The sequence below is a fragment of the Pseudomonas sp. AA-38 genome (assembly GCF_029457475.1).
GTDB lineage: Bacteria > Pseudomonadota > Gammaproteobacteria > Pseudomonadales > Pseudomonadaceae > Aquipseudomonas.
Genome location: NZ_CP120359.1, coordinates 5,376,152 through 5,400,111, shown reverse-complemented (window position 1 = coordinate 5,400,111; position 23,960 = coordinate 5,376,152). Strand labels below are relative to the sequence as shown.

Sequence of the window (23,960 nt, the reverse complement as noted above, 5' to 3'; positions counted from 1 at the left end):
GCGCTGGCAAGTCGCCGTTCATTTACGGGAAAAGTGCACCACCAGCAGATCACCGACCATCTGCAGTACCTGCACCAGAATCAGCAGCAGGATCACGGTCACGGCCATCACGTCCGGCTGGTAGCGCTGGTAGCCGTAGCGCACCGCCAGGTCGCCGAGGCCGCCGCCGCCGATCAGGCCGCTCATGGCGGTGTAGCCTACCAGCGTGATCGCGGTGACGGTGGTGGCCGCGAGCAGGCCGGGCAGGGCCTCGGGCAGCAGCGCGCGGGTGATTATCTGCCAGGTACTGGCGCCCATGGCCTGGGTCGCCTCGATGATGCCGCGTTCCACTTCGCGCAGGGCGGTTTCCACCAGGCGCGCGAAGAACGGCGTGGCGCCCACCACCAGCGGCGGGATGGCGCCAGCGACACCCAGCGAGGTGCCGACCAGCACTTCGGTGACCGGCAGCATCAGAATCAGCAGGATGACGAAGGGCACCGAGCGCACGACATTCACCACCAGCGACAGCACGCCATAAAGGGCCTTCTGCTCGAACAGCTGGCGCGGGCCGGTGAGGAACAGCAGCACGCCGAGCGGCAGGCCGAGCAGCACGGTGAACAGCATCGAGCCGAGCAGCATGTTCAGGGTGTCGAGGCTGGCCTGCCAGATTTCCGGCCAGAACACGTTGGGCAGCAGTTGTTCGAGCATCAGCGCAGTACCTCCATATCCACCTCGGCGGCCTCGAAGCGCGCCAGGGCGGCTTCGATGTCGCCACCGGTCAGGGCCAGGGTGAGCTGGCCGTAGGGGCTGTCCTTGATGCGGTCGATGCGCCCGGCGAGGATGCTGTAGTCCACCCCGGTCTCACGGGCCACGGTGCCCAGTAGCGGGGCGTAGGTGGCTTCGCCGCGGAAGGTCAGGCGCAGGATGCGGCCTGCGACATGGGCGAAATCGTCGCGCTGCCCGGACTCGTCGATGTGCTCGGACTCCTGCACGAAACGCCGTGTGGTCACGTGCTGCGGGTGCAGGAACACCTCGGCCACCGGGCCTTCTTCGACGATCACACCGGCATCCATCACCGCCACGCGGTCGCAGACGCGGCGGATCACGTCCATTTCATGGGTGATCAGCACAATGGTCAGGCCCAGCTCGCGGTTGATCTCGGCCAGCAGTTGCAGCACGGTGGTGGTGGTCTGCGGGTCGAGGGCACTGGTGGCCTCGTCGCACAGCAGGATCTTCGGCCGCGTGCTCAGCGCGCGGGCGATGCCGACGCGCTGCTTCTGCCCACCGGAGAGCTGCGCCGGGTATTTGTTGGCGTGATCCTGCAGGCCGACGCGAGCCAGCAGCTCGGCGACGCGGGCGTCGATCTCGGCGCGGCTCAGCTCGCCGGCCAGGCGCAGCGGCATGGCGATATTGTCGGCGACGGTCTTCGACGACAGCAGGTTGAAGTGCTGGAAGATCATCCCGACCTGCTGGCGGAAGCGGCGCAGGCCGCTGGCATCGAGGGCGGTAACGTCGACGTCGTCGATCTCGATGCGCCCGCCGGAGGGTTCTTCCAGGCGGTTGATCAGGCGCAGCAGGGTGCTCTTGCCGGCGCCGGAGTGGCCGATGATGCCGAATACCTGGCCGCTGCCGATCTGCAGCGTGGTGGGCTGCAGTGCCGGAATCTCGCTGCCCGCGACGCGGTAGGCCTTGTGGACGGATTGAAACTGGATCACGCGAACGACCTTTTGGGTGTGTTCAGGGCCGGGTTCTGGGTTGCGAAGCGGCCGATCGGCGCCGGATGGGCGCAAAAGGGCGCTAGTTTACCCGGCGATTTTTAGGCCGAGAAAATCTTTGTTGGCCTATGGTTATTTCAAAATGACATTAAGCCTGCTCAGGCTCATTGCCGAGCCTGTTCCAGCGTCTGGCGCACGTCGCTGCCCAGGGCCGGCGCGTCGGGCAGCAGGCTGCGTGCCTGGCCGATGGCCCTGGCGGCGGCGTCCAGATCGCCGCGTTGCAGGGCCTCACGACCTTGCTGCATGTAGGCATCGGCCAGGCGCCGCTGGTACTGGCGCACGCGCGCGTCCTGGCCGGCCTGCGCCTGGAGTGCGGCAAGCTGCTCACGGGCGCTGTCGAGCTTCGCCTGTGCAAGGCTCTGCTCGATCTGTTGCAAGGCCGGGGCCAGCGTATCGACGGGCGCTGGCGCGCTCTGGCAGGCGGCCAGCAGCAGTGCGAGGCCGAATGCGAGGCCGCGAAGAACGAACGACTTCATGCGTGTGCGTCTCGTGTTGTGCAAAAAACGCGCAATCATACCCTGTTGCCCGAGGGATTTCATGCCGCTCGACGGCGCGGGGGGCGAGCGCCCCGTGCGGTCGCCACGTCGGATGATGCAAGCGAGGCTTCAGGCGTTACGCCGCGGCAGCGCGAAACTGGCCAGGAACAGCGCGGCGGCGCTGACCACGATGGACGGCCCGGCCGGGGTGTCCTGATACCAGGACAGCGCCAGGCCGCAGCACACCGCCAGCAGGCCGAGCAGGCTGGCGCCCACGGCCATCTGCTCCGGCGTGCGCGCATGGCGCTGGGCGGCAGCGGCGGGGATGATCAGCAAGGAGGTGATCAGCAGCACGCCGACGATCTTCATCGCCACGGCGATCACCACGGCGATCAGCAGCATCAGCGCCAGGCGGATCGCCGCCACTGGCAGGCCTTCGACCCGCGCCAGTTCCTCGTGCACGGTGATCGCCAGCAGCGGTCGCCACAGCCAGGCCAGCAGTGCCAGCACCAGCGCACTGCCACCGATGATCCAGGCCAGGTCGCCGGGGCTGACGGCGAGCAGGTCGCCGAACAGGTAGCTCATCAGGTCGATGCGCACGTCGTGCATGAAGCTCAGCGCCACCAGGCCCAGCGACAGGGTGCTGTGGGCGAGGATGCCGAGCAGGGTGTCCGAGGCCAACGGCTGGCGCTGCTGCAGGGTCACCAGCAGCACGGCCAGCAGCACGCAACCGACGGTCACCGTGAGGGTCGGACTGACGTCCAGCATCAGGCCCAGGGCCACGCCGAGCAGGGCGGCGTGGGACAGGGTGTCGCCAAAATAGGCCATGCGCCGCCACACCACGAAGGAGCCGAGCGGGCCAGCCACCAGGGCCAGCGTCAGGCCGGCGAGCAGGGCGTTGAGGAGAAAATCGGGCATCAGTGCTTGCAACCAGGGCCGTGAACGTGGGCCGGGCCATGGATGGTCAGGCCGGGCTGAACCACGCCGCCATGCAGGTCGTGATCGTGGTCGTGATGGTGGTGGTAGACGGCCAGACTCTTGGCGTCCTGGCCGAACAGCTCGATGAAGGCCGGGTCGCCACTGACCTGTTCGGGATGGCCCGAGCAGCACACATGGCGGTTGAGGCAGACCACCTGATCGGTGGCGCTCATCACCAGATGCAGGTCGTGCGAGACCATCAGCACGCCGCAGCCATGGCGCTCGCGCAGCCGCGAAATCAACCGATACAGCTCGGCCTGGCCGGCGACGTCGACGCCCTGTACCGGCTCGTCGAGCACCAGCAGTTGCGGTTCGCGCAGCAGGGCGCGGGCCAGCAGCACGCGCTGCATCTCGCCACCGGAAATGTTCTGCAGCGGGCTGTCGATCACCTGCTCGGCACCCACTTCAGCCAGCGCCGCCAGCGCGCGCTTGCGATCCACGCCCGGCACCAGGCGCAAAAAGCGCAGCACCGACAGCGGCAGGGTGGCATCGACATGGAGTTTCTGTGGCATGTAGCCGATACGCAGGCGTGGCGCTCGGCGCACGCTGCCACGCTCGGGCTGCAACAGGCCGAGCACCACGCGCACCAGGGTGGTCTTGCCGGCGCCGTTGGGGCCGATCAGGGTGACGATCTCGCCAGGGCGCACGCTCAGTTGCACATCCTCGAGCACCGCCTGGTCGTTGAAGCTGACCGCGATGCCATCGAGACGGATCAGGGGCTCGCTCATGCCTTGCCCTTGCAGCCCGCGCACAGGCCGACCACTTCCACGGTCTGGCTTTCCACGGCGAAACCGACGCCGGCCGCGCCATCGACTATGGCCTGGCTGATGGCCGGTTGTTCCAGCTCGGTGGCGGCATGGCAGGCGCGGCAGATCAGGAACTGGCCCTGGTGCGCGTGCTCGGGGTGGCTGCAGCCGACGAAGGCGTTGAGCGAAGCGATGCGGTGCACCAGGCCGTTTTCCAGGAGGAAATCCAGCGCGCGGTAGACCGTGGGCGGCGCGGCACGGCGGCCATCCTCTTCGCTCAGTACGCCGAGGATGTCGTAGGCGCCGAGCGGCTTGTGGCTGGCCCATACCAGCTCCAGCACACGCTTGCGCAGAGCGGTCAGACGCAGGCCCTGGCGTGCGCAGATGGCTTCGGCTTCGGCCAGCGCATGGCTGACGCAGCGGGAGTGATCATGTGGGCGTGCAGCCAGGGGTGTGTCGGTCATGGGCAAGGACGGCGCGGGTAAGAGACGTTATTATGTTACCTGTTCAATCCCGCTTGAGTATGCCCCGTGTTGCGTCTTTTCTGTCTTATCGCCCTGTTTTTTGTCACCAGCGCCCAGGCCGAGGTGCGCGTTCTGACCAGTATCAAGCCGCTGCAACTGATCGCCGCAGCGGTGCAGGACGGCATCGGCGAACCCGAAGTGCTACTGTCGCCCGGCGCATCACCGCACCATTACGCGCTGCGCCCATCCGACGTACGGCGCGTGCGTGACGCCGACCTGCTGTACTGGATCGGCCCCGACATGGAGGCCTTCCTGCCGCGTGTGCTGGAAAGCCGCGACAAGCCGCAGGTGGCGGTGCAGGACTTGCCCGGCATGACCCTGCGCCGTTTCGGCGACAGCCATGACGAGCACGATCATGACCACGATGCGCACGAGCACGAACACACCAGCGCTGACCTGGGTCATGACCACGACCATCGCCCCGGCAGCCTGGATGCCCACCTCTGGCTGCTGCCGGCCAATGCACGGGTGATCGCCGCACGCATGGCGGCTGACCTGAGCAAGCTGGATGCCGCCAATGCACAGCGCTACGCCGCCAACCTGCAAGCCTTCGGGCAGCGCCTGGATGTACTCGATGGACGGATTCGCCCGCAACTGGTCGCCCTGCATGGCAAGCCCTACTTCGTCTTCCACGAGGCCTTCGATTACTTCGAGGCCGCTTACGGCCTCAAGCATGCCGGCGTGTTCAGTGTGCTGACCGAAGTGCAGCCCGGTGCCCAGCACGTCGCCGCCATGCGTGAGCGCCTGCAGCAGGCTGGCCCGAGCTGCCTGTTCAGCGAACCGCCACTGCGCCCGCGCCTGGCCGAAACCCTCACCGCTGGCCTGCCGGTCAAACTGGCCGAGCTGGATGCCCTGGGCGGCAACCTGCCGGTCGATGCCAGTGGCTACGAACGACTGCTGGAAAACCTGGCAAACGGCCTGACCGAGTGCCTGGGCAGCCTGTAGGGTGGAACACGCCTTATCGCTCCATCGGAGAAGCGCCTGCCGAGCCCTTTATGGCGGATGAAAAAAGCGTCATCCACCCTACGCTCTGGCAGCGATCCCGGATTGCATCTGGGTTACGGGCTGGCGAGGCTTTGTGGGAGGGGCTTCAGCCGCGACGAACCGAGCTACGAACTGTAACCACCCTCACGTTGCCGCTCGCCGGCGCAAACCACTAGGCTTGCGCTTTTGCCGCGAGCGCCCGCTATGTCGCCCACCGCACCTCGCCCGTCCAACGCCACACTGGTACTGCTGGCCTCGCTCTATTGCGCGCAGGGCCTTCCCTCCGGGCTGATCGCCCACTCGCTGCCGGTGCTGCTGCGTCAGCACGGCGTCGATCTGGCACTGATCGGCCTGCTCAAGCTGCTGGCACTGCCCTGGCTGCTGAAAGTCCTCTGGGCACCCTGGATCGACCGCCTGGCATCGCGACGTCTGGGCCATCACCGTGGCTGGATCCTGCCGCTGCAAAGCGGGGTGATCGGTTGCGTCGCCGTGCTGGCGCTGTTGGCTCCGCAAACCCTGTTCGGCGCCGGCCTGTGGGGCCTGCTTGGTCTTTTGCTGCTGATCAACCTGCTGGCAGCGACCCAGGACGTGGCCACCGACGGCCTCACCGTGCGCCTGCTACCCGAGCGCTGGCGTGGCCTGGGCAACAGCCTGCAGGTGGGCGGCTACAAGGTCGGCATGATCGTCAGCGGCAGCGGCCTGTTGCTGGTGATCGACCCGCTGGGCTGGAACCTGGCACTCGGCCTGCTGGCCGGCCTGATCCTCTTGATGACCATGCCGATCTGGTTGTTCCCCGAACGTCGCGTACTGCCCTTTCAGCCCGCCCTGGCGGAAAGCGCCCTCGGCCCGCGCTTGTTGCTGAACCACTATCGCGGCCTGCTGGCGCAGCCCGGCATGCTGCTGTGGTTGGTGGTGGTGCTCACCTTCAAGCTGGGGGACTCGCTGGGCTCGCCGATGCTCAAGCCGATGCTGGTGGATCAGGGCTGGAGCACCGCAGCGCTCGGCCAACTGACCCTGATCAGCAGCCTGGCCGGCATCGGCGGCGCCTTGCTCGGCGGTTTGCTCTACGCCCGCATCGGCGTGCTGCGTGCGCTGATCCTGTTCGGCGCCCTGCAGGCCATCGGCATCGCGGCCCAGGCCTTGTTGGTGGGGCAGGGCGCCAATACCGTGCTGGTGTATGCCGTGACCCTGTTCGAGCAGGTGGCCGACGGCATGTCCACCGTCGCCCTGTTCGCCGCCATGATGCGCATGTGCCGCCCCGAACACGAAGGCGCCGACTTCACCCTGCAGGCTTCGGCACAGGTGCTGCTGTCCGGCTTCGTCGGCGCTAGCAGCGGGGTGCTGGCCAAGGCGTTGGGGTATGAGGGGTTGTTTGTTGGGGCGGGGGTGTTGGGGATGTTGGTGCTGGTGGTCGTGTTGATGCATGCGCGTTTGCTGACTCAGCCTGCACAGAACTAGCTGGCAATGATGCAGTCAGTCATTACTTGAGTTTTGCCATGACAGGACGCACAAAGTGGTGACCCAAGCCTGGCGTTAGCGCCCGAGCTGTAGGTATGGTCGCGAGCTGTCGTTGAGATTTTCTCTGGTAAGTATTGTCGCCAGAGTTGCCCACCTGATTGATAGGGACGTTGCCAATGAATGACCGACTGATATCTCTTTTGCTCGCACCGCTGCTGCTGGCCGGCTGTCAGGCACAGTCACAGCCTTTGCCGAAAAGCGAAAGGCTTGGCCCGGAAAAGGTTGCCGCCATCGCCGAGCGCATCGAGTCGCAGTATCCCAAGCTTTCGTCTGCACTGCGCAGCCAGATGCTCGAGACGGTGGTGCGCTCGCTGGATGAGATGGTGTTTATCGAAGGGGGCGAGTTCGAGATGGGCGACTTCGGCGCGCCCTGCGATTTCGACCAGACCAATATGGGCACCTGGCCCTATGGCTACGAGCCGGATGAGCTGTGCCCAATTACCCCCAAGTTCCACGATGACTATCTGCATCAGGTGCGTTTGAGTAGTTACTACTTGGCGAGTTACCAGACTCGGCTGGGGGATTTCGATTTGTTCCGTACCAGCCAGGGCTTACCCTTGTTCGACGCAGAGTATCGTGATCGAGAAGACTTGCAGTTTCGTTATAGAGAAAACAATCCCGCGCCGCCTAGGGAGTGGCAAGAAGCCAAAGACTACTGTCTGTGGTTAGGTCAGCTCAGTGACTATCCAGTTGACTTGCCGACCGAGGCACAATGGGAATATGCCGCCCGTAATCGTGGGCAGTACGTACAATTCCCTACGGATACGGGAAGCCTGGACTATGGGCGTAATATCCCCCGTGATGAAGACACCAAAATACATCCCGTTGGACAGTTCGCTCCGAATCCACTGGGCTTATATGATATGGCGGGTAACGCCACCGACTGGGTCAATGACTGGTATGATCCTGATTATTACAGGGCTTCGCCTGTAGATAATCCACAAGGGCCTGAAACGGGAACGCAAAAAATTCATCGGGGCTCTAATTTTTCGGAGCAGAATTGGCAGTCTGCGAATACTGTCCGGCGTTGGGCCGATAATCCCGTCCTGAATGGGTATTTTTTCGGTAATGGTTTCCGCTGTGCCATTCAATCTGATAAGGCGCTTTAGTTGTTAGCTTTTTATAGGGATATTGCCATGTATCGTCGAGTGATATTTTCTCTGTTTGCTCCTCTTATGGTTGCTGGTTGCCAGGCACAGTCACAGCCTCTGCCGAAAAGCGAAAGGCTAAACCCGGAAAAGGTTGCCGCCATCGCCGAGCGCATCGACTCGCAGTATCCCAAGCTGTCGTCTGCATTGCGCAGCCAGATGCTCGAGACGGTGGTGCGCTCGCTGGATGAGATGGTGTTTATCGAGGGGGGTGAGTTCGAGATGGGCGACTTTGGCGCGCCCTGCGACTTCGACCAGACCAATATGGGCACCTGGCCCTATGGCTACGAGCCGGATGAGCTGTGCCCAATTACCCCCACGTTCGACGATGACTATCTGCATCAGGTGCGTTTGAGTAGTTACTACCTGGCGAGTTACCAGACTCGGCTGGGGGATTTCGATTTGTTCCGTACCAGCCAGGGCTTACCTTTGTTCGACGCAGAGTATCGTGATCGAGAAGACTTGCAGTTTCGTTATAGAGAAAACAATCCCGCGCCGCCTAGGGAGTGGCAAGAAGCCAAAGACTACTGTCTGTGGTTAGGTCAGCTCAGTGACTATCCAGTTGACTTGCCGACCGAGGCACAATGGGAATATGCCGCCCGTAATCGTGGGCAGTACGTACAATTCCCTACGGATACGGGAAGCCTGGACTATGGGCATAATATCCCTCGTGACGAGGATATTGAAGTACATTCAGTTGGGTCGTTTGCACCAAATCCTCTTGGGCTTTATGACATGGCGGGTAACGCAACCGATTGGGTCAATGACTGGTATGACCCTGATTACTACAGGAATTCGCCTGTTGATAACCCACAAGGGCCAACTACAGGCACCCAGAAGATTCGTCGAGGATCAAACTACTTTGAGTCAGGTTGGCAGTCCGCGAATACAGTTCGACGCTGGGCAGATAAGCCGGAACAGGACGGATATTATCCAGGAACTAGTTTTCGCTGCGCTATTCAGCTCGACCAGAAACTTTAAGAGACAAGGGCTCCCTATTGAGAGCCTTTGCTTTTTAGGCTAGCCCGTCGAACTGCCCACTGGATCTCGCTGCGATCAGAACGTCGCGCTTGCGCCATGCGTCTGTGGGTGTCCAAGCCAGCATCACAGTCGGGCTGGTATCCATTGAGCCCGGTAGACCGCGCACAGCCAGTCTCTCGATAAATTGATTGAATTCCTGCTGCTGCCGTCCATCGAGCAGTCGGTTAAGGCGATTGAGGCTTTCCATTGCATTGACCTTGGCGCCATTCGGCGAGCAGTGTTCCATCGTCTCTATGAATTGGCGCCAACGGCGATAGAGGTGGCTGAGTAGCAGGACGATCGCTTTTTCTTGATACTCTTGGAAACTATCCACATAGCTCTCGCTAAGCACATACAGCATTGGGCCAACGGTCTGCGGTGGGAGTTTATCCAGAGGTAAGCGCTTTCCATTTATCAGCACAGCATGGTTTGTTAGAAGATAGCGTGCTAAGTTTTCGGCTTCAGCTTTAGATGCATGCCTGTTTTCCCACCATTGGATTAGCTCTAGCCTGCCCATCTCGAATGCTTGAACTGTAGTGTCTAATGGTGCAGATGCAATTTTATATAAACCCCAGGCCATATAGTTAAAGGCATCCTGAGAAACCCCCAGCAGATATCGATAATCCACATCGGCCAGTGCTTCACACACCAGCTTCAGCAGTGCATAGGTCTTCTCCAGATCCACCACGGTCGAAAAGCCGCCGCTGGCGCCGGGGCCGAATACCAGGCGGCCTTTGCAGTTCACGGCGAGTCGGTCGCTGGCGATGGTGATACCGAATTCGCCGCCGATACCTGCACCGAAGGCGGCACTGGCCTCGGCCTTGATTTCCGCCAGGCTGCTCCAACTGCTACTGGCGTTGGATTGGCCTTTGACAACGGTGCCCTTGCCTTGATTCGAGGGCTCTACCCATTGCAGTGCGCCGCTCAGTGCGCCGCCGGCCTGAGCGCCGGCGAAGGCATCGCCTTTCAACCCTATATTGCCGCCACGGCTCGGCTCGATATGCGGTGAGCCCAGCAATGCCGTGGCGCCCCCCGCGCCTTCGTCACCGGGTTTGTAGCGTACGCTCACACCCGCCGATGCCTGGGCATGGGCGCCGACGAAGCAGGAAAGCTCCACCTTGCCTTGCAAACGTATGACACCCAGCGGGCAGTCGACGTCCTTGCCTTCTGCGTTACGGTAACGCAGACGCAGCGGATAGCCGCCTTGGGAGGGGAAGAAGCTGGTGAGCGAAACGGAACCTTCCGCCAACGAGAACGCCGCACTGGCCTTGGCGCCCACCTCGATGTTGCCCTCGGCCGGGTTCCAGTTGTTCACACCCGCGCTGGCACTGGCGGCGAAGCGTAGAGCGTGAGCTTCGGCCGAGATGGCGTAAGGTGCAGAATCATCCGGATTGCTGCTCCAGTTGGTCTCCTTGTGCAGGGCGTTGAGCAGGTTGTCTTCCTTGCTCGTCCAGCTAACCAGTTTGGCCTCCAGTGCACCTATCGGGCTGGATTTGCGACCTTCGCCGATCCCCTTGCGGATGTCGTCGATCAGATCCTTGGCCAGTTGGCGGTCGAAGGGTTTGCCTGCCAGCACGGTGCTGCGCACCTTGAGCTTCCAGTCCACCTGTTCATGGTAGCGGGTGCTGATGTAGTAACGCCGATCTGGCTGGCTGAACAGCACGACCTCTACCACGGTGACGCCGCTGCGGCGTCGCGTACCACGCTGTCGTTCGGTGCTGCGGCCCCGGCCGTGGGCTAGGTCGGGTCTGGTACCGCTGGCCAGTGTGCCACTGTCTCCCGGCTCTGTTTTCAGGCGGCCCCTTAAGGTCGCGATCTCCGCATCCAGTTCGGCCAGCTTTTTCTGACGTAGCGTGCGCCAGTTACTTTCGAGCAGGTTGCCGGTGGCATGGGATGGGCTGAACACTGGCGTATAGGATTCATACCAGATGCGCGCATCCTGCAGTGTGCGCAGTTGGCCCTGGATATCTTCTTCCGTGGTCGGAACGGTGGCTTCTTGTTCCTGCGGCGGCGGTGAAAGAAGAACCAGGCCGGCTTGTTCGGCCTTTTCGTTCCAGGCCTGCTTGATGCAACGGCTGCAATTGCATTCGTTGCCCTGGGTGCGTTCTTTCAGGCATTCGACACGCTCCACGGCTTGCGCGAGCTTTTGCTGCAGTTCGTCCATCAAGGCTTGTACGCGCTGGATTTCACGCTTCAGTGCCTGTGCCTGTCGCTCGTTCAGCACGTAATAGTGAGAGTCGCCCGTGATGTGCGCCACATCCACCAGTTCATCCTGGCATTGGCTGGTGCATTGCGCCTGGCTGCTGCTCTCATCCGTGCTGTGTTTGGCGGGTGGCAGCGATGAAGGCGTCTGTTTGCCGGGGGCTGGCGTCTTGGCTTCATTGGCTGCCGCCTGATCTGGAACCTTGAGCTTCCAGCCGGCATGAATGACGTTGGGATCACGAATGATCGGGTTCAGGCGCTGCAGCTCGCTCGTTGTGGTTGCATGCTGTTGGGCGATTGCCCCCAGTGTGTCGCCGTTTTGGACGGTGTGGATCTTGGTACTCGACATATCCCTTGCCCTTAGCCTGAAAGGTTTTCCAGTTCATCCAGTTTTGTGCTGATCGCGAGATCCTGGCGTGCTAACACGCTGTTAACAGGCGTTGACTGCCAGAACTGCGTGCCGTGACTCAGCGTCAATCGCAACCAGCGCTCGTACTGGGCTTTTTGGGTAACGCCCGCTGAATGCGCGTTCGATAGCTGGTCGAAGACGAACTCTTCGGCGGGCGAGCTTTCGATTGCGCTGCGATAGTCCTCGGCCAGCTCGGCGGCAAGCAGTCTAAGGCGTGCTTCTTCCATTTCCTGGCGGCGTTGCTGCCCCAGCCATAGCCAACCTGGTGCTTGCACTGTTCCATCCCAGGGTTGGTTGCGCTCCGTGTAGCGCCATCCCAGCTCATTGCGCCAGGCCAATCCGGAGAATGGGCCTAGGAATGCCTGTTTCTCTCCTTCGCTCAGCGTTGCGAGTAGCGGTTCAAGCCAGCGTGGCTCAAAGAAGCGCATCAATTGATCCGGGCGTTCTTCCGTACGAGCGGAAAGCAGGCTCTGGCAATGCTCGACGGCCGATGGCCAGTGCTGAGCGTTCTCAAGATAAAGGATGCAGCCAGCATCGCTCTGGGACAGCAGGGCGTTGGCATAGTCACTCCACTGATCCGAGGCGTTGCTCATGACCAGCACTGGCCCTTGATCGACAAGCGGATGATGTGGCGTATCGAGGAACAGAGGAACCCATTGCGGGATGCCGTCCGGTGCGAGCTGATAGAGCCATCGATGTAAGTCCGGGTCGGCAGCAGCCTCGAGAATCACGCAACGAAGGTGAGAGTTGGGGGCCTGCTCAAATGGCGATTGGATCGGCTTTACCATGTCGCTCATCCGTGATTGTGGATCATGCATTTGCCGCTGGCGTCGAATATGCAGTCCGAAGCCGGCAGTAGGTGACCTGCTAGTGCTTGCGCGCGATAGCTGCTGGTAACCATGCCCGTTTTATCAGCATCCGTCGGCTTCACCGCCCCCGGCAGGATGGGCGCTGCCCCCGAGCCATTGCCCGGCGCGCCGCCGGAGTTGATCTTGATCACCGGCCCCACCAGGGTCACGCCGCCGCCGTCGAGTTTGATGAAGCTGCCGCCGCCCTTGAGGGTCAGTTCGCTGCCGGCTTCGAGTACGACTTTCAGGCCGCTGGAGAGGTGGATTTCCTGGCCGGCCTTGATGAACTGGCCGTTGCCCAGTTTGATGTGCTGGCTGTCGCCGACGGTGAGATGGTCGTTGGCCTTGATCTCGGTCTTGCGGTCGGCGTGGGTGGTGCGGTGTTCTTCGGCCTTGAAGTGGCTGTAGGCATTGGCCTCGACGGTGTCGTGACGTTCATTGCCGACGCGGATCTTCTGGTCGTGCTCGATGTTCTCGTCCCAGTCGCGCTGGGCATGCACGTAGATCTGCTCGGCACCCTTGCGATCCTCGATGCGCAGTTCGTTGTAGCCACCGCCCCCAGGGCTGCTGAGGGTCTTGAACACGCTGCGGGTCTTGTTCGCCGGCAGGTCGTAGGGCACCACGTGTTCGGCGTGGTACAGGCAGCCGGTGACCAGCGGCTGGTCGGGGTCGCCTTCGAGGAAGGTGACCAGCACTTCCATACCGATGCGCGGGATGGTGATGGCGCCATAGCGGTCACCGGCCCAGCTAGAGCTGACGCGCAGCCAGCAACTGGTCTTGTCGTCGGCCTGGCCTTCACGATCCCAGAAGAATTGCACTTTCACGCGGCCATATTGGTCGCAGTGGATCTCTTCGCCGGCCGGGCCGGTGACCACGGCGCTCTGGCTGCCAAGCAGGCGCGGCTTGGGGTGGGCCAGCAGCGGGCGGAAGGGCACGTCCCACGGCGTGGCGGTAAAGCGGTTGCGGTAGCCCTGGGTGAAACCGTCGGCAGGCTGGGTGTCGCTGGTCACCGATTCTTCCAGCACCTGCGGCTGCTTGCCTTCGTGCTGCACTTCGGTGAGCAGCCAGAGCTGGTTCCACTCGCTGCGCGGGTGCTCGGTCAGTTCGAGGAAGTGGCCGCTGAGCAGGGTCGGTGAGTCGCCATCACCTTCGGCCAGCTCGAAGTCGTGGCGATGACGCTCCAGGGCGCGTTTGGCCAGATGGCGGCCACGCTCGCGGTCGGTGTAGCGACCGGGGTAGTCGTAGTCTTCCAGCTTGGGCTGGACGTCACCGTCGGCCTTGGCCTCCAGTTGCAGGCGCGGTTTCTCGAAGTCGTAGTCGCGGCGGGTGACCTGGCTGGTGCGGGTTTCCACGCGGGCGCCGAAGTTCTTGATCACCGGGTCATCCGCCACCAGGCCGGTGTCCTGCTGGTAGGCCAGCGGCGCCAGGCGCGGGAACGGCGTCTGGTCATCGCCGAAGGTCAGCACATGCCCCTCGGTGCTGTGGCGGAAGTGGTAATGAATGCCTTCCTCTTCGCACAGACGCTGGACGAAGTGCAGATCCGTCTCGTCGTACTGCACGCAGTACTCACGCTCGGGGTAGAGCGAACCGAGCTGGAATTGATAAGCGTCGGCCTGGATGCCGTGTTCCTCGAGCACCTGGCTGATGATCTTGTCCACCGTCAGGTGCTGGAAGATGCGTTGGTTGGTGCGGTGGGCCAGGTAGGCCAGTTGCGGCACCAGGGTCAGGTGGTAGCGCGTCATGCGCTGGCCGGACTCACCCTGGGCGATGCGGTGGATGAGGCCGTGGATACCGGCGCCGTGCTGATCGAAGGCGAGAAAGGCGCGCTGGTGCAGCAGGCTTTCCAGGTCGAGGTCGGGGCGTTCGCTGATCAGCGCCACGCTGAAGGCGTAAGGCTGGCTGATGGCTTCGCGCCCGCTGAATTCGAGCACCTGCAGGTCGTGCTCGCCCCCTTCGATGCTCAGGCTGAAATGGGTCTGATTGGCCGGGGCGAACATTCTGTGTTCCTCTCGTTTCGATCCGTGAAGGCGCGGGCCATTCTAGGCAGGCAGCGCGACAAAGGCTGTGCTCTTGATCGCGAATAAACTCGCTCCTACAGCCTGTACACACTCAAAACGCAACGGCCAGGACGATGCCTGGCCGCTGCGGTATTGCACGAACTCGGCCAGGACTTAGCAGGCTGTTGAAAAACTACCTGCGTTGCCATTGCTGCGTTAAAAACAGCCTCAAAATGCTCATTTACAACACGTAAACTGCGCTTTTTCGGCTGTTTTTGCCTTGCACTGGCTGCCTCGCCTACGTTTTTCAACGGCCTGTTAGGCAGAGATCGGGGTACGCCAGTCGTCGGAGCCGGAAGTGCCGGAGACTTCGTGGGTCCAGACGATCTTGCGGTAGGTGAAGTAGACGTCTTCCAGGTGAGTGAAGTGGGCCATGTTCGGGTCCTGGCAGTTCGGCATGCGCGACTGCACGTCGACGATCACGGCGTCTTCCAGTTCGATGGTGAAGTAGTGCTCCTGGGTACCGGTGGAGGAGGTGCGGTACCACTCCAGACGGCACTTGTTCAGACGCTCACCGGAGGTCAGGGCGTTGAAGATCAGCGGCGAGGACTTGTCGAAGACCTTGGTGATCATCAGCGGCTTGTGTACGCGCTGGCCGGTGGGTTGGCCGGACTGCGGATCACGCGGGATGATGACCTGGTGGTTGTAGGCCTGAACCAGAATCTGGTCTTCATGACCTTCCTGGAAGATGTTGCCGACCGAGTCCTCGGTGAAGGTGCCAGCGGTGATCAGACCTTGTTTGGTGCCTTCGAGGGACAGATACGCGGGTGTTGGCATGAGTGCTCTCCTTGCCTTGGGTCATGGATCGGAAGTGATCCGGGAGCCTGGTCTAAAGCGATCTGCGTGCCAATTTTTATAAGTACATATAAATCAGTCAGTTAAAGTGACCAATAAGAAGAATTTGGTCATATTGCGCATTGTGTCACGAAAAAGTGCGCAAGAAGTTGCGCACTACTGCGCAACTTTTTGCGCAGTGCCTTCGAGGCCTTTAAATCTGTAGCCTGTAGCGATGTGTCCACAGGTTTATCCACATTTTGCTGTGCAAGAAGTTGCGCAGTTGCCTTACTCGGCCCAGTGCCTGCCATAGCGTTCCAGCAGGTGTTGCAACTGCTCCGGGCCGTCGCTGCCGGCCGGGTAGGGGCGTGGGCTCTGGTAGTGCTGGTGCCAGCCCTGCAGGATGGGGTCGACCCAGCGCCAGGCCGCCTCCACTTCGTCGCGGCGCATGAACAGGGTCGAGTCGCCCTCGATGACATCGAGCAGCAGACGCTCGTAGGCGTCCCAGCGGCGCTGCTTGTTGAAGGCGTTGGCCAGGTTGAGATCCAGTTCCACCGGGTTCAGGTGCATGCCCTTGCCGGGTTGCTTGGCCATCAGTTGCAGGCTGATGCGTTCTTCCGGTTGCAGGCGAATCAATAGCTGGTTGGCCTGGCCTTCGGCGAACAGGCGGTGCGGTACGGGCTTGAACTGGATGAGGATTTCCGAGGTCTTGCGCGCCAGGCGCTTGCCAGTGCGCAGGTAGAAGGGCACGCCGGCCCAGCGCCAGTTGTCGATCTCCACCTGCACGGCGACGAAGGTTTCGGTGTCGCTGTCGTTGTCGACGTTCTTCTCGAAGTAGTAGGCCGGCACGTCCTGGCCGCCGATCTTGCCGGCGGTGTACTGGCCGCGCACGGTCTTGTCCTGCACGTCGAGGCCGCTGATGGGTTTGAGGGCTTCGAGTATCTTCACCTTTTCGTTGCGCACGGATTCGGCGTCGAAGCGCACCGGCGCCTCCATGGCCACCAGGCAGAGCAGTTGCAGCAGGTGGTTCTGCACCATGTCGCGCATGGCTCCGGCCTGGTCGTAGTAGCCGCCGCGATTCTCCACGCCTAGGGTTTCGCAGACGCTGATCTGGATGTGGTCGATGTGTCCGGCACGCCACACCGGCTCGAACAGGGCATTGGCGAAGCGCAGCGCCATGAGGTTCTGCACGGTTTCCTTGCCCAGGTAGTGGTCGATGCGGAACACCCGCGACTCGTCGAACACGGCGCCGATCGCCGCGTTGATGGCGCGGGCCGACTCCAGCGAATGGCCGATGGGTTTTTCCAGCACGATTCGCGACAGCGGGCCGGCCAGGCCGGCATTGGCCAGGTGCGAGGCGATGTCCTCGAACAGGCTGGGCGCGGTGGCCAGGTAGTAGACGCGCACGCGCTCGTCGCTGCCCAGGCGGCGGGCCAGGCGCGAGAACTCGGCGCGCTGCGCCGCATCCATGGCGAAATAGTCCAGGCGCGCGGCGAAGTGGCTCCAGGTGTCGCTGTCGAAGTCACTGCGCGCCACCTGGGCGCGGCAGTGGCGCTCGGCCAGGGCCTGGTAGCTCTCGCGGGTGTGGGCCGTGCGCGCCAAGGCGAGGATGCGGGTGTCGCGGTGCAGGCGGCCATCACGGTGCAGGTGGTAAAGCGCGGGCAGCAGCTTGTGCAAGGCCAGATCGCCTGTGCCACCGAAAACCAGCATGTCGCAGGGGATGATCAAGGAAAAAGCTCCAACTGGGTTGTAACAGGTCGTGGAAATCCGCCTGTTGACTGTGCGCGGGTGCGATCCATGTAGTATAACTACAAGGTCACTACAACCGCCGTTTCCCGATCATAACCGAGCCTCGCTCGATCTGGTGCCTGTGGTTGCCCCTTTTCTGCGAAGAGCCCTACACCGTGAATCTGTTGCAACACATCGCCCAGTCGCGCCACCTGCTGCGCAAGTCCGAGCTCAAGGTGGCCGACCATGTCCTGCTCGATCCTGCATCGGTGATGCACAGCTCCATGGCCGAGCTGGCGCACAGCGTCGGCATCAGCGAGCCGACCATCGTGCGTTTCTGCCGGGCCATCGGTTGCAGTGGTTTCCAGGATCTCAAGCTGAAGCTGGCACAGAGCCTGGCCGCTGGTGCCAGTTTCGGCCAGTTCGCCATTCATGAGGACGACTCGGTCGCCGATTTCAGCCTGAAGATCTTTGACACGACCCTGCACACCCTGATGGAGGTGCGCGAGAAACTCGACCCCGAGGCCCTGCAGCGCGCCATCTCCGCCTGCTCAAATGCGCAGCGTGTGGAGTTCTATGGCTTCGGGGCCTCCGGTGCGGTGGCGGCCGATGCCCAGCACAAGTTCTTCCGCCTGCTGCTCAATGCGGCGGCCTATTCCGACCCGCACATGCAGGCAATGAGCGCCGTGACCCTGCAGCCGGGCGACGTGGCGGTGTGCATATCCCAGTCCGGGCGCTCCAAGGATCTGCTGATCACCGCCAACCTGGTGCGTGAGTCCGGTGCCAACCTGATCACCCTGTGCCCGAGTCAGACGCCACTGGCCGAGCTGGCCACGGTCAACCTGGCCATCGACGTGCAGGAAGACACCGAGATCTACACCCCGCTGACCTCGCGCATCGCCCACCTGGTGGTGATCGACGTGCTGGCCATGGGCGTGGCCATGGCGCGCGGGCCGAGCCTGGTCAACCACCTCAAGAGCGTCAAGCGCAGCCTGCGCAGCCTGCGGCTATCGCCCAAATCGATCAAGGCCGTCGAGGACTGATCCGCCCTCAGAGGGTTCTGATCGAGGTGCGAATCGCCCGTGCGCATTCGATCACGGCGGGTGCCAGGCGCCGCTCGGCCTCCTCGAGCGTCCAGCGGCTGGTGGGCGCCACCACATGTACCGCTGCCACCGGCTGCCCCTGGCTACCGAGAATCGGCGCGGCGATGGTCATGTCGCCGAGAAACAGCTCTTCGTTATTGATCGCATAGCCCTTGCGCCGTGCCGTCTCGATCTGCCCGAGGATTTCATCGAGGTCGATGATGGTCTGTTGGGTATGGCGCTTCAGCTCACTGCTGTTCAGCACTCGGCGTGCCTCGTCGCCCTCCAGGGCACTGAGGTAGGCGCGGCCCGAGCCGGTACAATACATCGGGATGCGGCTGCCGATGGGCATGTGGATGGGGATGAACTTCGGCGCCACGAAGCGCGCCACGTAGACCATCTCCAGTCCGTCGGGCTCGGTCAGGTTGGTGGTTTCTCCGGTGGTTTGCGCCAGCTCGGCGAGAAAGGGGTTGGCCACGTCCACCAGCGTATCGGCGGCCAGATAGTTGTAGCCGATCTCCATGACTCGCGGCGTGAGTTGAAAGCGTTTGGTCTGCGCATGCTTGCGCACGTAGCCCAGGGTTTCCAGGGTGTGAATCATGCGTTGCGCCGAGCTCTTGTTGATGCCCGCCGCCTCGGCGACTTCCGCCAGGTTCATGGTGCGCCGCCTGGCATTGAAGGCGCGCAGTACCGCGAGCCCCTTCTCCAGGGACTGGTTGAACAGTGAATTTTCGCTTTCGCTCACGGCTTCATCCTTTTGTTTTTTGAGCTTGGATATCGATATTCGATATTTATAAATCTCTTTACGATTCTTGTAAATTGTTTATATTGAGGTCGACGCCTCCTGCCGATAACGAAGAGGCCATCCATAGCGCACAACGACAATAAACAGCGTCCAATGGGAGTACCGCCATGCGTCTCAGCCTTCGTAATCTCACCTGGGCCTGCGCTCTGTTCGCCGGCCTTCTGTCCTTCACCGCCAGCGCCGAACCCCTGCGAGTTGGCGCCACCGCCACCGGCGTGCCCTTCACCTTTCTCGACGTCAAGACCCAGAGCATCCAGGGCATGATGGTCGACGCGGCCGAGGCCGTGGCCAAGGCCGGTGGCTTCGAGGTGCAGATCCAGCAGACCAACTTCGCCGCCTTGATCCCCTCGCTGACCACCAGAAAGATCGACATCATCTCCGCCGCCATGCTGCGCACGCCCGCTCGGGAGAAAGTGGTGCAGTACTCCGAGCCGGTGTTCAGCTATGGCGAAGGCTTGATCGTGCGTGCCGACGACGACACCGCCTACACCAGCATGGAGGATCTGGCCGGTGAGGTGGTCGGTGCTCAGGTTGGTACCGTGTTCATCGATGAGTTGAACAAGCGCGGCATCTTCAAGGAGGTACGCAGTTACGACTCCATTTCCGATCTGATGCGCGATCTGGTGCTCGGGCGGGTCAAGGCCGGCTTCGCCGACCGTCCGATCCTCGCCTATCAACTCGCCCAGGGCACCCATGACCAGGTGCGCCTGGTGCAGAGCTACCAGCCGGTGATCATGGGTGATGTCTGCCTGATCGTGCGCAAGGGTGAGCCAGCCCTGCTCGAGCAGGTCAACAAGGGCATCGCCGCGATCAAGGCAGATGGCACGCTCGAGAAGATCATCGAGAAGTGGCAACTCGATTGATCGGCCTCCGGCCCGCGCTTTCCAGCGGGCCGTTCCTACCTTCTGTTCGCGAGTAATCCCATGTTTCTCCAGAACGCTCTGGACTTCCTGCCCATTCTTCTGAAAGGGGCGGTGGTCACCGTGCAGGTCACGGCGGGTTCCTTCCTGCTCAGTTCCGTCATCGGCCTGGTCTTCGCGCTGATGATGGTCTCCAAGGTGCGCGCGATCGCGTTGTTCGCCATTGGCGTGGTCAACGTCATCCGCGGCCTGCCGATCATCGTGCAGCTCTTCTACATCTACTTCGTGTTGCCGGATTTCGGCATCCAGCTCACCGCCTTCCAGGCCGGCGTGATCGGCCTCGGTATCGCCTATTCGGCCTATCAGGCAGAGAACTTCCGTGCCGGTATCCAGGCCATCCACCAGGGCCAGATCGAAGCCGCCGAATCCCTCGGCATGCGTGGTGCCATGGTGATGCGCCGGGTGGTGCTGCCGCAGGCCTTTCGCATTGCCCTGCCGCCTTACGGCAACACCCTGGTGATGATGCTCAAGGACTCGTCGTTGGTGTCGACCATCACGGTGGCGGAAATGACCCGTGCCGGGCAACTGATCGCTTCGTCGACCTTCGAGAACATGACGGTCTACACCCTGGTCGCGCTGCTTTACCTGGCGCTGAGTCTGCCGCTGGGCTACGGCTTGCGCCGGCTGGAAGCGCGTATCGGCAAGAGGGGTAAGGCATGATTGAGATCAAGCAACTGCACAAGAGTTTCGGCGATCTGGCCGTACTGGAAGGCATCGACCTGAGCGTCGAGAGCGGTGAAGTGGTGTGCCTGATCGGCCCATCGGGCTCGGGCAAATCCACCCTGCTGCGTTGCATCAATGGCCTGGAGAGCCATGACCGTGGCGAGATTCTGGTCAGCGGGCAGCCGGTCAACCGTCACCATGACAGCATCCACCAGATCCGCACCCAGGTGGCGATGGTCTTCCAGCGCTTCAACCTGTTTCCTCATCGCACGGCTGTGGAAAACGTCATGGAAGGGCCGGTCTATGTGAAGAAGGAGCCGCCGCGCGAAGCCCGCCAGCAGGCCGAGGCGCTGCTGCAGAAGGTCGGCCTGGCTCATCGCATGAATGCCTACCCCGACGAGCTGTCCGGCGGCCAGCAGCAGCGCGTGGCCATTGCCCGGGCCCTGGCGATGCAGCCCAAGGCGATTCTTTTCGACGAGCCGACCTCAGCGCTTGACCCGGAACTGGTCGGCGAGGTGTTGGCGGTTATGCGCAAGCTGGCTGACGAAGGCATGACCATGGTGGTGGTCACGCACGAGATGGGCTTTGCTCGCGACGTGGCGGACAAGGTGTGCTTCCTCCATGACGGGCGCATCGTCGAATCCGGCCCGGCTCGTGAGGTGCTGGGTGCGCCGAGTCATCCGCGCACCCAGGAATTTCTGCGGCGCCTGCTGAGCAACCCCGAGGCCTCGGCATGAACGCGATAGTCCATCCTGCCTTGCCCCCGTCCCTCTGGGCTGCCACGGCGCTGCCCGCTGTCGCTGCGCCGCCTCTGGTCGAGAGCTGCGAGGCCGACGTGGCCATCGTTGGCGCCGGTTATACCGGGCTGGTCACGGCACTGCACCTGGCCGAAGCCGGCGTGCGCGTCTGCGTGCTGGATGCCGGCGAGCCGGGCTGGGGGGCTTCCGGGCGCAACGGTGGGCAGGTCATTCCCGGCCTCAAGTACGACCCAGAACAACTGCTCGAAAAATTCGGTGAGAGGGGGGAGGCGATGATCGCCGCTGCCGGTGGTGCTGCTGACGAGGTGTTCGCGCTGATCGAGCGACTCGGTATCCAGTGCGATGCCTGTCGCAAGGGCTGGATCCAGCCGGCTGCTTCCAGCGTCGCCTTGCGTGGCCTGGAGCAGCGCGCCAGGCAATGGAGCGCACGCGGTGTTGCCGTCGAGCTGCTGGATCAGCCGGCTGTGGCGCGACGCATTGGCAGCCAGGCGTATCTCGGCGCCTGGGTCGATCCGCGTGCCGGCAGCCTGCAGCCCTTGAGCTACGCGCGTGGCCTGGCCGCTGCCGCGCTTCGTGCCGGCGCTGGCATTCATGGGCACAGCCGTGTCACCGCGCTGGCCCGCGAAGGGCAGCGCTGGAAACTGAGCACCGCGCAGGGTGCCAGCGTGCATGCCGAGCGCGTGCTGCTGGCGGGCAACGGTTACACCGACGATCTATGGCCGGGGTTGCGGCAAACGCTGATCGCCGCCAACAGCTTCATCATCGCAACCCAGCCTCTACCCAAGCACCTGCGGCGAACCGTCCTGCCGGGCGGAGAGGTGTGCTCGGATGCGCGCCGGTTGCTGCTGTACTTCAAGCAGGATGCTCAGGGGCGTGTGTTGTTGGGCGGTCGCGGCCCCTTCCCGGAGCCGCGCCAGGCGAGCGACTGGGCCCATCTGGAGCGCTCGCTGAGCGGGCTGTTCCCACAGCTCGCCGGCGTGTCCATCGAGTATCGCTGGAGTGGGCGCGTGGCTTTGACCCAGGACTTCCTGCCACATGTCCATGAGCCGGCACCCGGCTTGTCCATGCTGCTGGGTTACAACGGGCGTGGCGTCGCCCTGGCCACCAGTCTCGGCCGGCATATGGCCAGGCGCCTGGTCGGGCAGGCCGAGGACTTCCCCTTTGCCGTCACGCCGATCCGGCGTATTCCCCTGCATGCCTTGCAGCGTTTCTATCTGGGCGCCGGGATCGCCTGGTATCGATTGCTCGATGCGCTGTTGTAAGTGAATCCGGTGGCCAATGGTCACCGGAGTTTCACTGCCCTGCCGTCAAAGCGTCATCTGCTCGGAGCAAGCTGAGGCCTCCAGTCCTCGTTCCGGGAGAACCGAGATGCCTCGTATCTTCGATGACGCGCTGTTGGCCGTCCAGCCTGATGCCAAGACCCGTCGCAAACTGCAGGATCAACGGCGCATGGCCTATCGCCGGGCCATCGAGACCTACGCCGAGCAGTGCCGCTTGCAGCGTGAGTTGGCCGATTTCCCCGACCTGATTCCGGGCGGTTATCTGGTCGATGGGCAGCGTAGCGCGGCCTGATTGCCGCTACGGGCTGCTGTGCTGAAAGCGTTCCCCCAGTCGCACGATGGCGGCCCGTTCGCTGCGGATGAAGTCGACGAAGGCCTGTGCCACCGGCGACAGGCGTCGGCCACGGATATTCACCACGCACCAGCTACGATGCAGCGGCAGTTCGGCGACCGGCAGCTCGCGTAGCGAGCCGTGCTGTAGCTCCAGGCGTACCGCATGGCGCGGTAGCAAGGCCAGGCCGAGGCCGGCCAGCACGGCCTCGCGCTGCGACTCCAGCGAGCCGATCTCCAGTGTCTGCGGAAAATGAGCGCGCTTCTGGTGGCAATATTCCTCGCAGGCGCGGCGGGTGCCCGAACCGTTTTCGCGGATCAGCAGTGGGTAGGTCGTCAGATCCTGCAGGTGTAGGGCTTCGCGCTCGCACAGTGGGTGGTGGGGTGGCGCCACGGCGATGATGGGGTTTTCGAGAAAGGGCATGAAGTCCAGCGCCATGTCCTGTGGCACCTGGCTCATGATCATCAGGTCGTCGCGGCTGAGGGTCAGGCGGCGCACCACCAGGGCATGGTTGACCACCGTGAGGTTGAGGCTGACTTCTGGGTAATGGCGGCGAAATTCGGCGAACAGGTGCGGTACGAAATACTTCGCGCTGGATTCCACGCACAGGTTGAGCTGGCCCTGCAACGAGCCCTGCAAGTCCGATAGCTGCATGTCCAGGCTTTCCAGGCGACCGAAGATATCGCTGCTGGCGCGGCGCAGCGCCTCGGCGGCCTCGGTCAGGTAAAGCTTCTTGCCAACGTACTCGAACAGGGGCTGGCCGACCAGTTCCTCCAGTTGGCGAATCTGCAGGCTCACGGCCGGCTGGGTCAGGGCCATCTCGTCGGCGGCGCGGCTGTAGGAGCCCTGTTCGCACACGGCACGGAACACCTGAAGCTGGCGCAGGGTCATGCGCAGCAGGGTTTTACGCACGGTTCAATCCTCTTCGATTTGATGCATAAGTAATAACTTATGC

At 62.7% G+C, this 23,960-nt stretch carries 23 protein-coding genes; 10 read left to right on the top strand and 13 right to left on the bottom strand.

Features of this window, described 5'->3' with window-relative positions; all coding sequences use genetic code 11:
- Positions 1-18: 18 nt before the first annotated feature.
- The 6 genes from PVE35_RS24835 to zur form a co-directional block, all read right to left on the bottom strand.
- A complete protein-coding gene (locus PVE35_RS24835; RefSeq protein WP_277373309.1) occupies positions 19-687 on the bottom strand; it encodes a methionine ABC transporter permease in 669 nt (222 codons plus the stop codon).
- Positions 687-1,694: a methionine ABC transporter ATP-binding protein gene (locus PVE35_RS24830; protein ID WP_277373308.1), complete on the bottom strand. Its 1,008-nt coding sequence runs from the start codon at positions 1,692-1,694 to the stop codon at positions 687-689. The genes PVE35_RS24835 and PVE35_RS24830 overlap by 1 nt, the downstream gene beginning before the upstream one ends.
- A 164-nt stretch (positions 1,695-1,858) precedes the next feature.
- Positions 1,859-2,230: a hypothetical protein gene (locus PVE35_RS24825; protein ID WP_277373307.1), complete on the bottom strand. Its 372-nt coding sequence runs from the start codon at positions 2,228-2,230 to the stop codon at positions 1,859-1,861.
- Positions 2,231-2,359: 129 nt separating this feature from the next.
- Positions 2,360-3,148 (bottom strand): zinc ABC transporter permease subunit ZnuB, encoded by a 789-nt coding sequence (gene znuB / locus PVE35_RS24820; protein WP_277373306.1) that lies wholly within the window; start codon positions 3,146-3,148, stop codon positions 2,360-2,362.
- Positions 3,148-3,936: a zinc ABC transporter ATP-binding protein ZnuC gene (gene znuC / locus PVE35_RS24815; protein ID WP_277373305.1), complete on the bottom strand. Its 789-nt coding sequence runs from the start codon at positions 3,934-3,936 to the stop codon at positions 3,148-3,150. The genes znuB and znuC overlap by 1 nt, the downstream gene beginning before the upstream one ends.
- Complete coding sequence (gene zur / locus PVE35_RS24810; protein WP_277373304.1) at positions 3,933-4,418, bottom strand: zinc uptake transcriptional repressor Zur; 486 nt, start codon at positions 4,416-4,418, stop codon at positions 3,933-3,935. The genes znuC and zur overlap by 4 nt, the downstream gene beginning before the upstream one ends.
- Positions 4,419-4,484: 66 nt before the next feature.
- Here zur and znuA point away from each other — a divergent pair, with 66 nt between their 5' ends.
- The 4 genes from znuA (at position 4,485) to PVE35_RS24790 (ending at position 9,109) form a co-directional block, all read left to right on the top strand.
- On the top strand, positions 4,485-5,423 hold the full coding sequence (gene znuA / locus PVE35_RS24805; RefSeq protein ID WP_277373303.1) for a zinc ABC transporter substrate-binding protein ZnuA: 939 nt from the start codon (positions 4,485-4,487) through the stop codon (positions 5,421-5,423).
- A gap of 243 nt (positions 5,424-5,666) precedes the next feature.
- The gene (locus PVE35_RS24800; RefSeq protein ID WP_277373301.1) at positions 5,667-6,920 is read left to right on the top strand and encodes an MFS transporter; all 1,254 of its coding nucleotides are present in this window, start codon (positions 5,667-5,669) and stop codon (positions 6,918-6,920) included.
- A gap of 176 nt (positions 6,921-7,096) precedes the next feature.
- On the top strand, positions 7,097-8,089 hold the full coding sequence (locus tag PVE35_RS24795) for an SUMF1/EgtB/PvdO family nonheme iron enzyme (protein WP_277373300.1): 993 nt from the start codon (positions 7,097-7,099) through the stop codon (positions 8,087-8,089).
- 27 nt (positions 8,090-8,116) lie between these two features.
- Positions 8,117-9,109: an SUMF1/EgtB/PvdO family nonheme iron enzyme gene (locus tag PVE35_RS24790; RefSeq protein ID WP_277373299.1), complete on the top strand. Its 993-nt coding sequence runs from the start codon at positions 8,117-8,119 to the stop codon at positions 9,107-9,109.
- A gap of 34 nt (positions 9,110-9,143) precedes the next feature.
- Here PVE35_RS24790 and PVE35_RS24785 read toward each other — a convergent pair whose 3' ends face one another.
- From PVE35_RS24785 to zwf, 5 genes are all read right to left on the bottom strand, one after another.
- Positions 9,144-11,699 (bottom strand): LysM domain-containing protein, encoded by a 2,556-nt coding sequence (locus PVE35_RS24785; RefSeq protein WP_277373298.1) that lies wholly within the window; start codon positions 11,697-11,699, stop codon positions 9,144-9,146.
- An 11-nt stretch (positions 11,700-11,710) separates the two neighbouring features.
- Positions 11,711-12,547 carry a DUF4123 domain-containing protein gene (locus PVE35_RS24780; protein WP_277373297.1) on the bottom strand — a complete coding sequence of 279 codons (837 nt, stop codon included), beginning with the start codon at positions 12,545-12,547 and terminating at the stop codon, positions 11,711-11,713.
- 5 nt (positions 12,548-12,552) lie between these two features.
- Positions 12,553-14,604 (bottom strand): type VI secretion system tip protein TssI/VgrG, encoded by a 2,052-nt coding sequence (gene tssI / locus PVE35_RS24775; protein ID WP_277373296.1) that lies wholly within the window; start codon positions 14,602-14,604, stop codon positions 12,553-12,555.
- Positions 14,605-14,922: 318 nt separating this feature from the next.
- Positions 14,923-15,441, bottom strand: a complete 519-nt coding sequence (locus tag PVE35_RS24770) for an Hcp family type VI secretion system effector (protein ID WP_003241180.1) — start codon at positions 15,439-15,441, stop codon at positions 14,923-14,925.
- Positions 15,442-15,726: 285 nt separating this feature from the next.
- Positions 15,727-17,148 (bottom strand): glucose-6-phosphate dehydrogenase, encoded by a 1,422-nt coding sequence (zwf, locus tag PVE35_RS24765; RefSeq protein WP_277374934.1) that lies wholly within the window; start codon positions 17,146-17,148, stop codon positions 15,727-15,729.
- A 194-nt stretch (positions 17,149-17,342) separates the two neighbouring features.
- Between zwf and hexR the strand changes: the two genes are divergently transcribed.
- Positions 17,343-18,209, top strand: coding sequence for a transcriptional regulator HexR (gene hexR / locus PVE35_RS24760; RefSeq protein ID WP_277373295.1), 867 nt, complete (start codon positions 17,343-17,345; stop codon positions 18,207-18,209).
- A gap of 7 nt (positions 18,210-18,216) precedes the next feature.
- On the opposite strand, the gene PVE35_RS24755 is transcribed toward hexR, so the two are convergent.
- Positions 18,217-18,993 carry an IclR family transcriptional regulator gene (locus tag PVE35_RS24755; RefSeq protein ID WP_277373294.1) on the bottom strand — a complete coding sequence of 259 codons (777 nt, stop codon included), beginning with the start codon at positions 18,991-18,993 and terminating at the stop codon, positions 18,217-18,219.
- A 167-nt stretch (positions 18,994-19,160) separates the two neighbouring features.
- On the opposite strand from PVE35_RS24755, the gene PVE35_RS24750 reads away from it, so the two are divergent.
- From PVE35_RS24750 to PVE35_RS24730, 5 genes are all read left to right on the top strand, one after another.
- The gene (locus tag PVE35_RS24750) at positions 19,161-19,916 is read left to right on the top strand and encodes an ABC transporter substrate-binding protein (RefSeq protein WP_277373293.1); all 756 of its coding nucleotides are present in this window, start codon (positions 19,161-19,163) and stop codon (positions 19,914-19,916) included.
- Between the two features lie 60 nt (positions 19,917-19,976).
- Positions 19,977-20,633, top strand: coding sequence for an amino acid ABC transporter permease (locus PVE35_RS24745; protein ID WP_277373292.1), 657 nt, complete (start codon positions 19,977-19,979; stop codon positions 20,631-20,633).
- On the top strand, positions 20,630-21,373 hold the full coding sequence (locus PVE35_RS24740) for an amino acid ABC transporter ATP-binding protein (protein WP_277373291.1): 744 nt from the start codon (positions 20,630-20,632) through the stop codon (positions 21,371-21,373). Before PVE35_RS24745 ends, PVE35_RS24740 begins: the two co-directional genes overlap by 4 nt.
- Entirely contained in the window at positions 21,370-22,656 is a 1,287-nt protein-coding gene (locus PVE35_RS24735) for an FAD-dependent oxidoreductase (protein WP_277373290.1), read from the top strand. Before PVE35_RS24740 ends, PVE35_RS24735 begins: the two co-directional genes overlap by 4 nt.
- 106 nt (positions 22,657-22,762) lie before the next feature.
- Positions 22,763-22,966, top strand: a complete 204-nt coding sequence (locus PVE35_RS24730) for a transcriptional regulator (RefSeq protein ID WP_268179923.1) — start codon at positions 22,763-22,765, stop codon at positions 22,964-22,966.
- A gap of 6 nt (positions 22,967-22,972) precedes the next feature.
- Here the strand turns inward: PVE35_RS24730 and PVE35_RS24725 are convergent, their stop codons facing one another.
- On the bottom strand, positions 22,973-23,917 hold the full coding sequence (locus PVE35_RS24725; RefSeq protein ID WP_277373289.1) for a LysR family transcriptional regulator: 945 nt from the start codon (positions 23,915-23,917) through the stop codon (positions 22,973-22,975).
- Positions 23,918-23,960 lie beyond the last annotated feature (43 nt).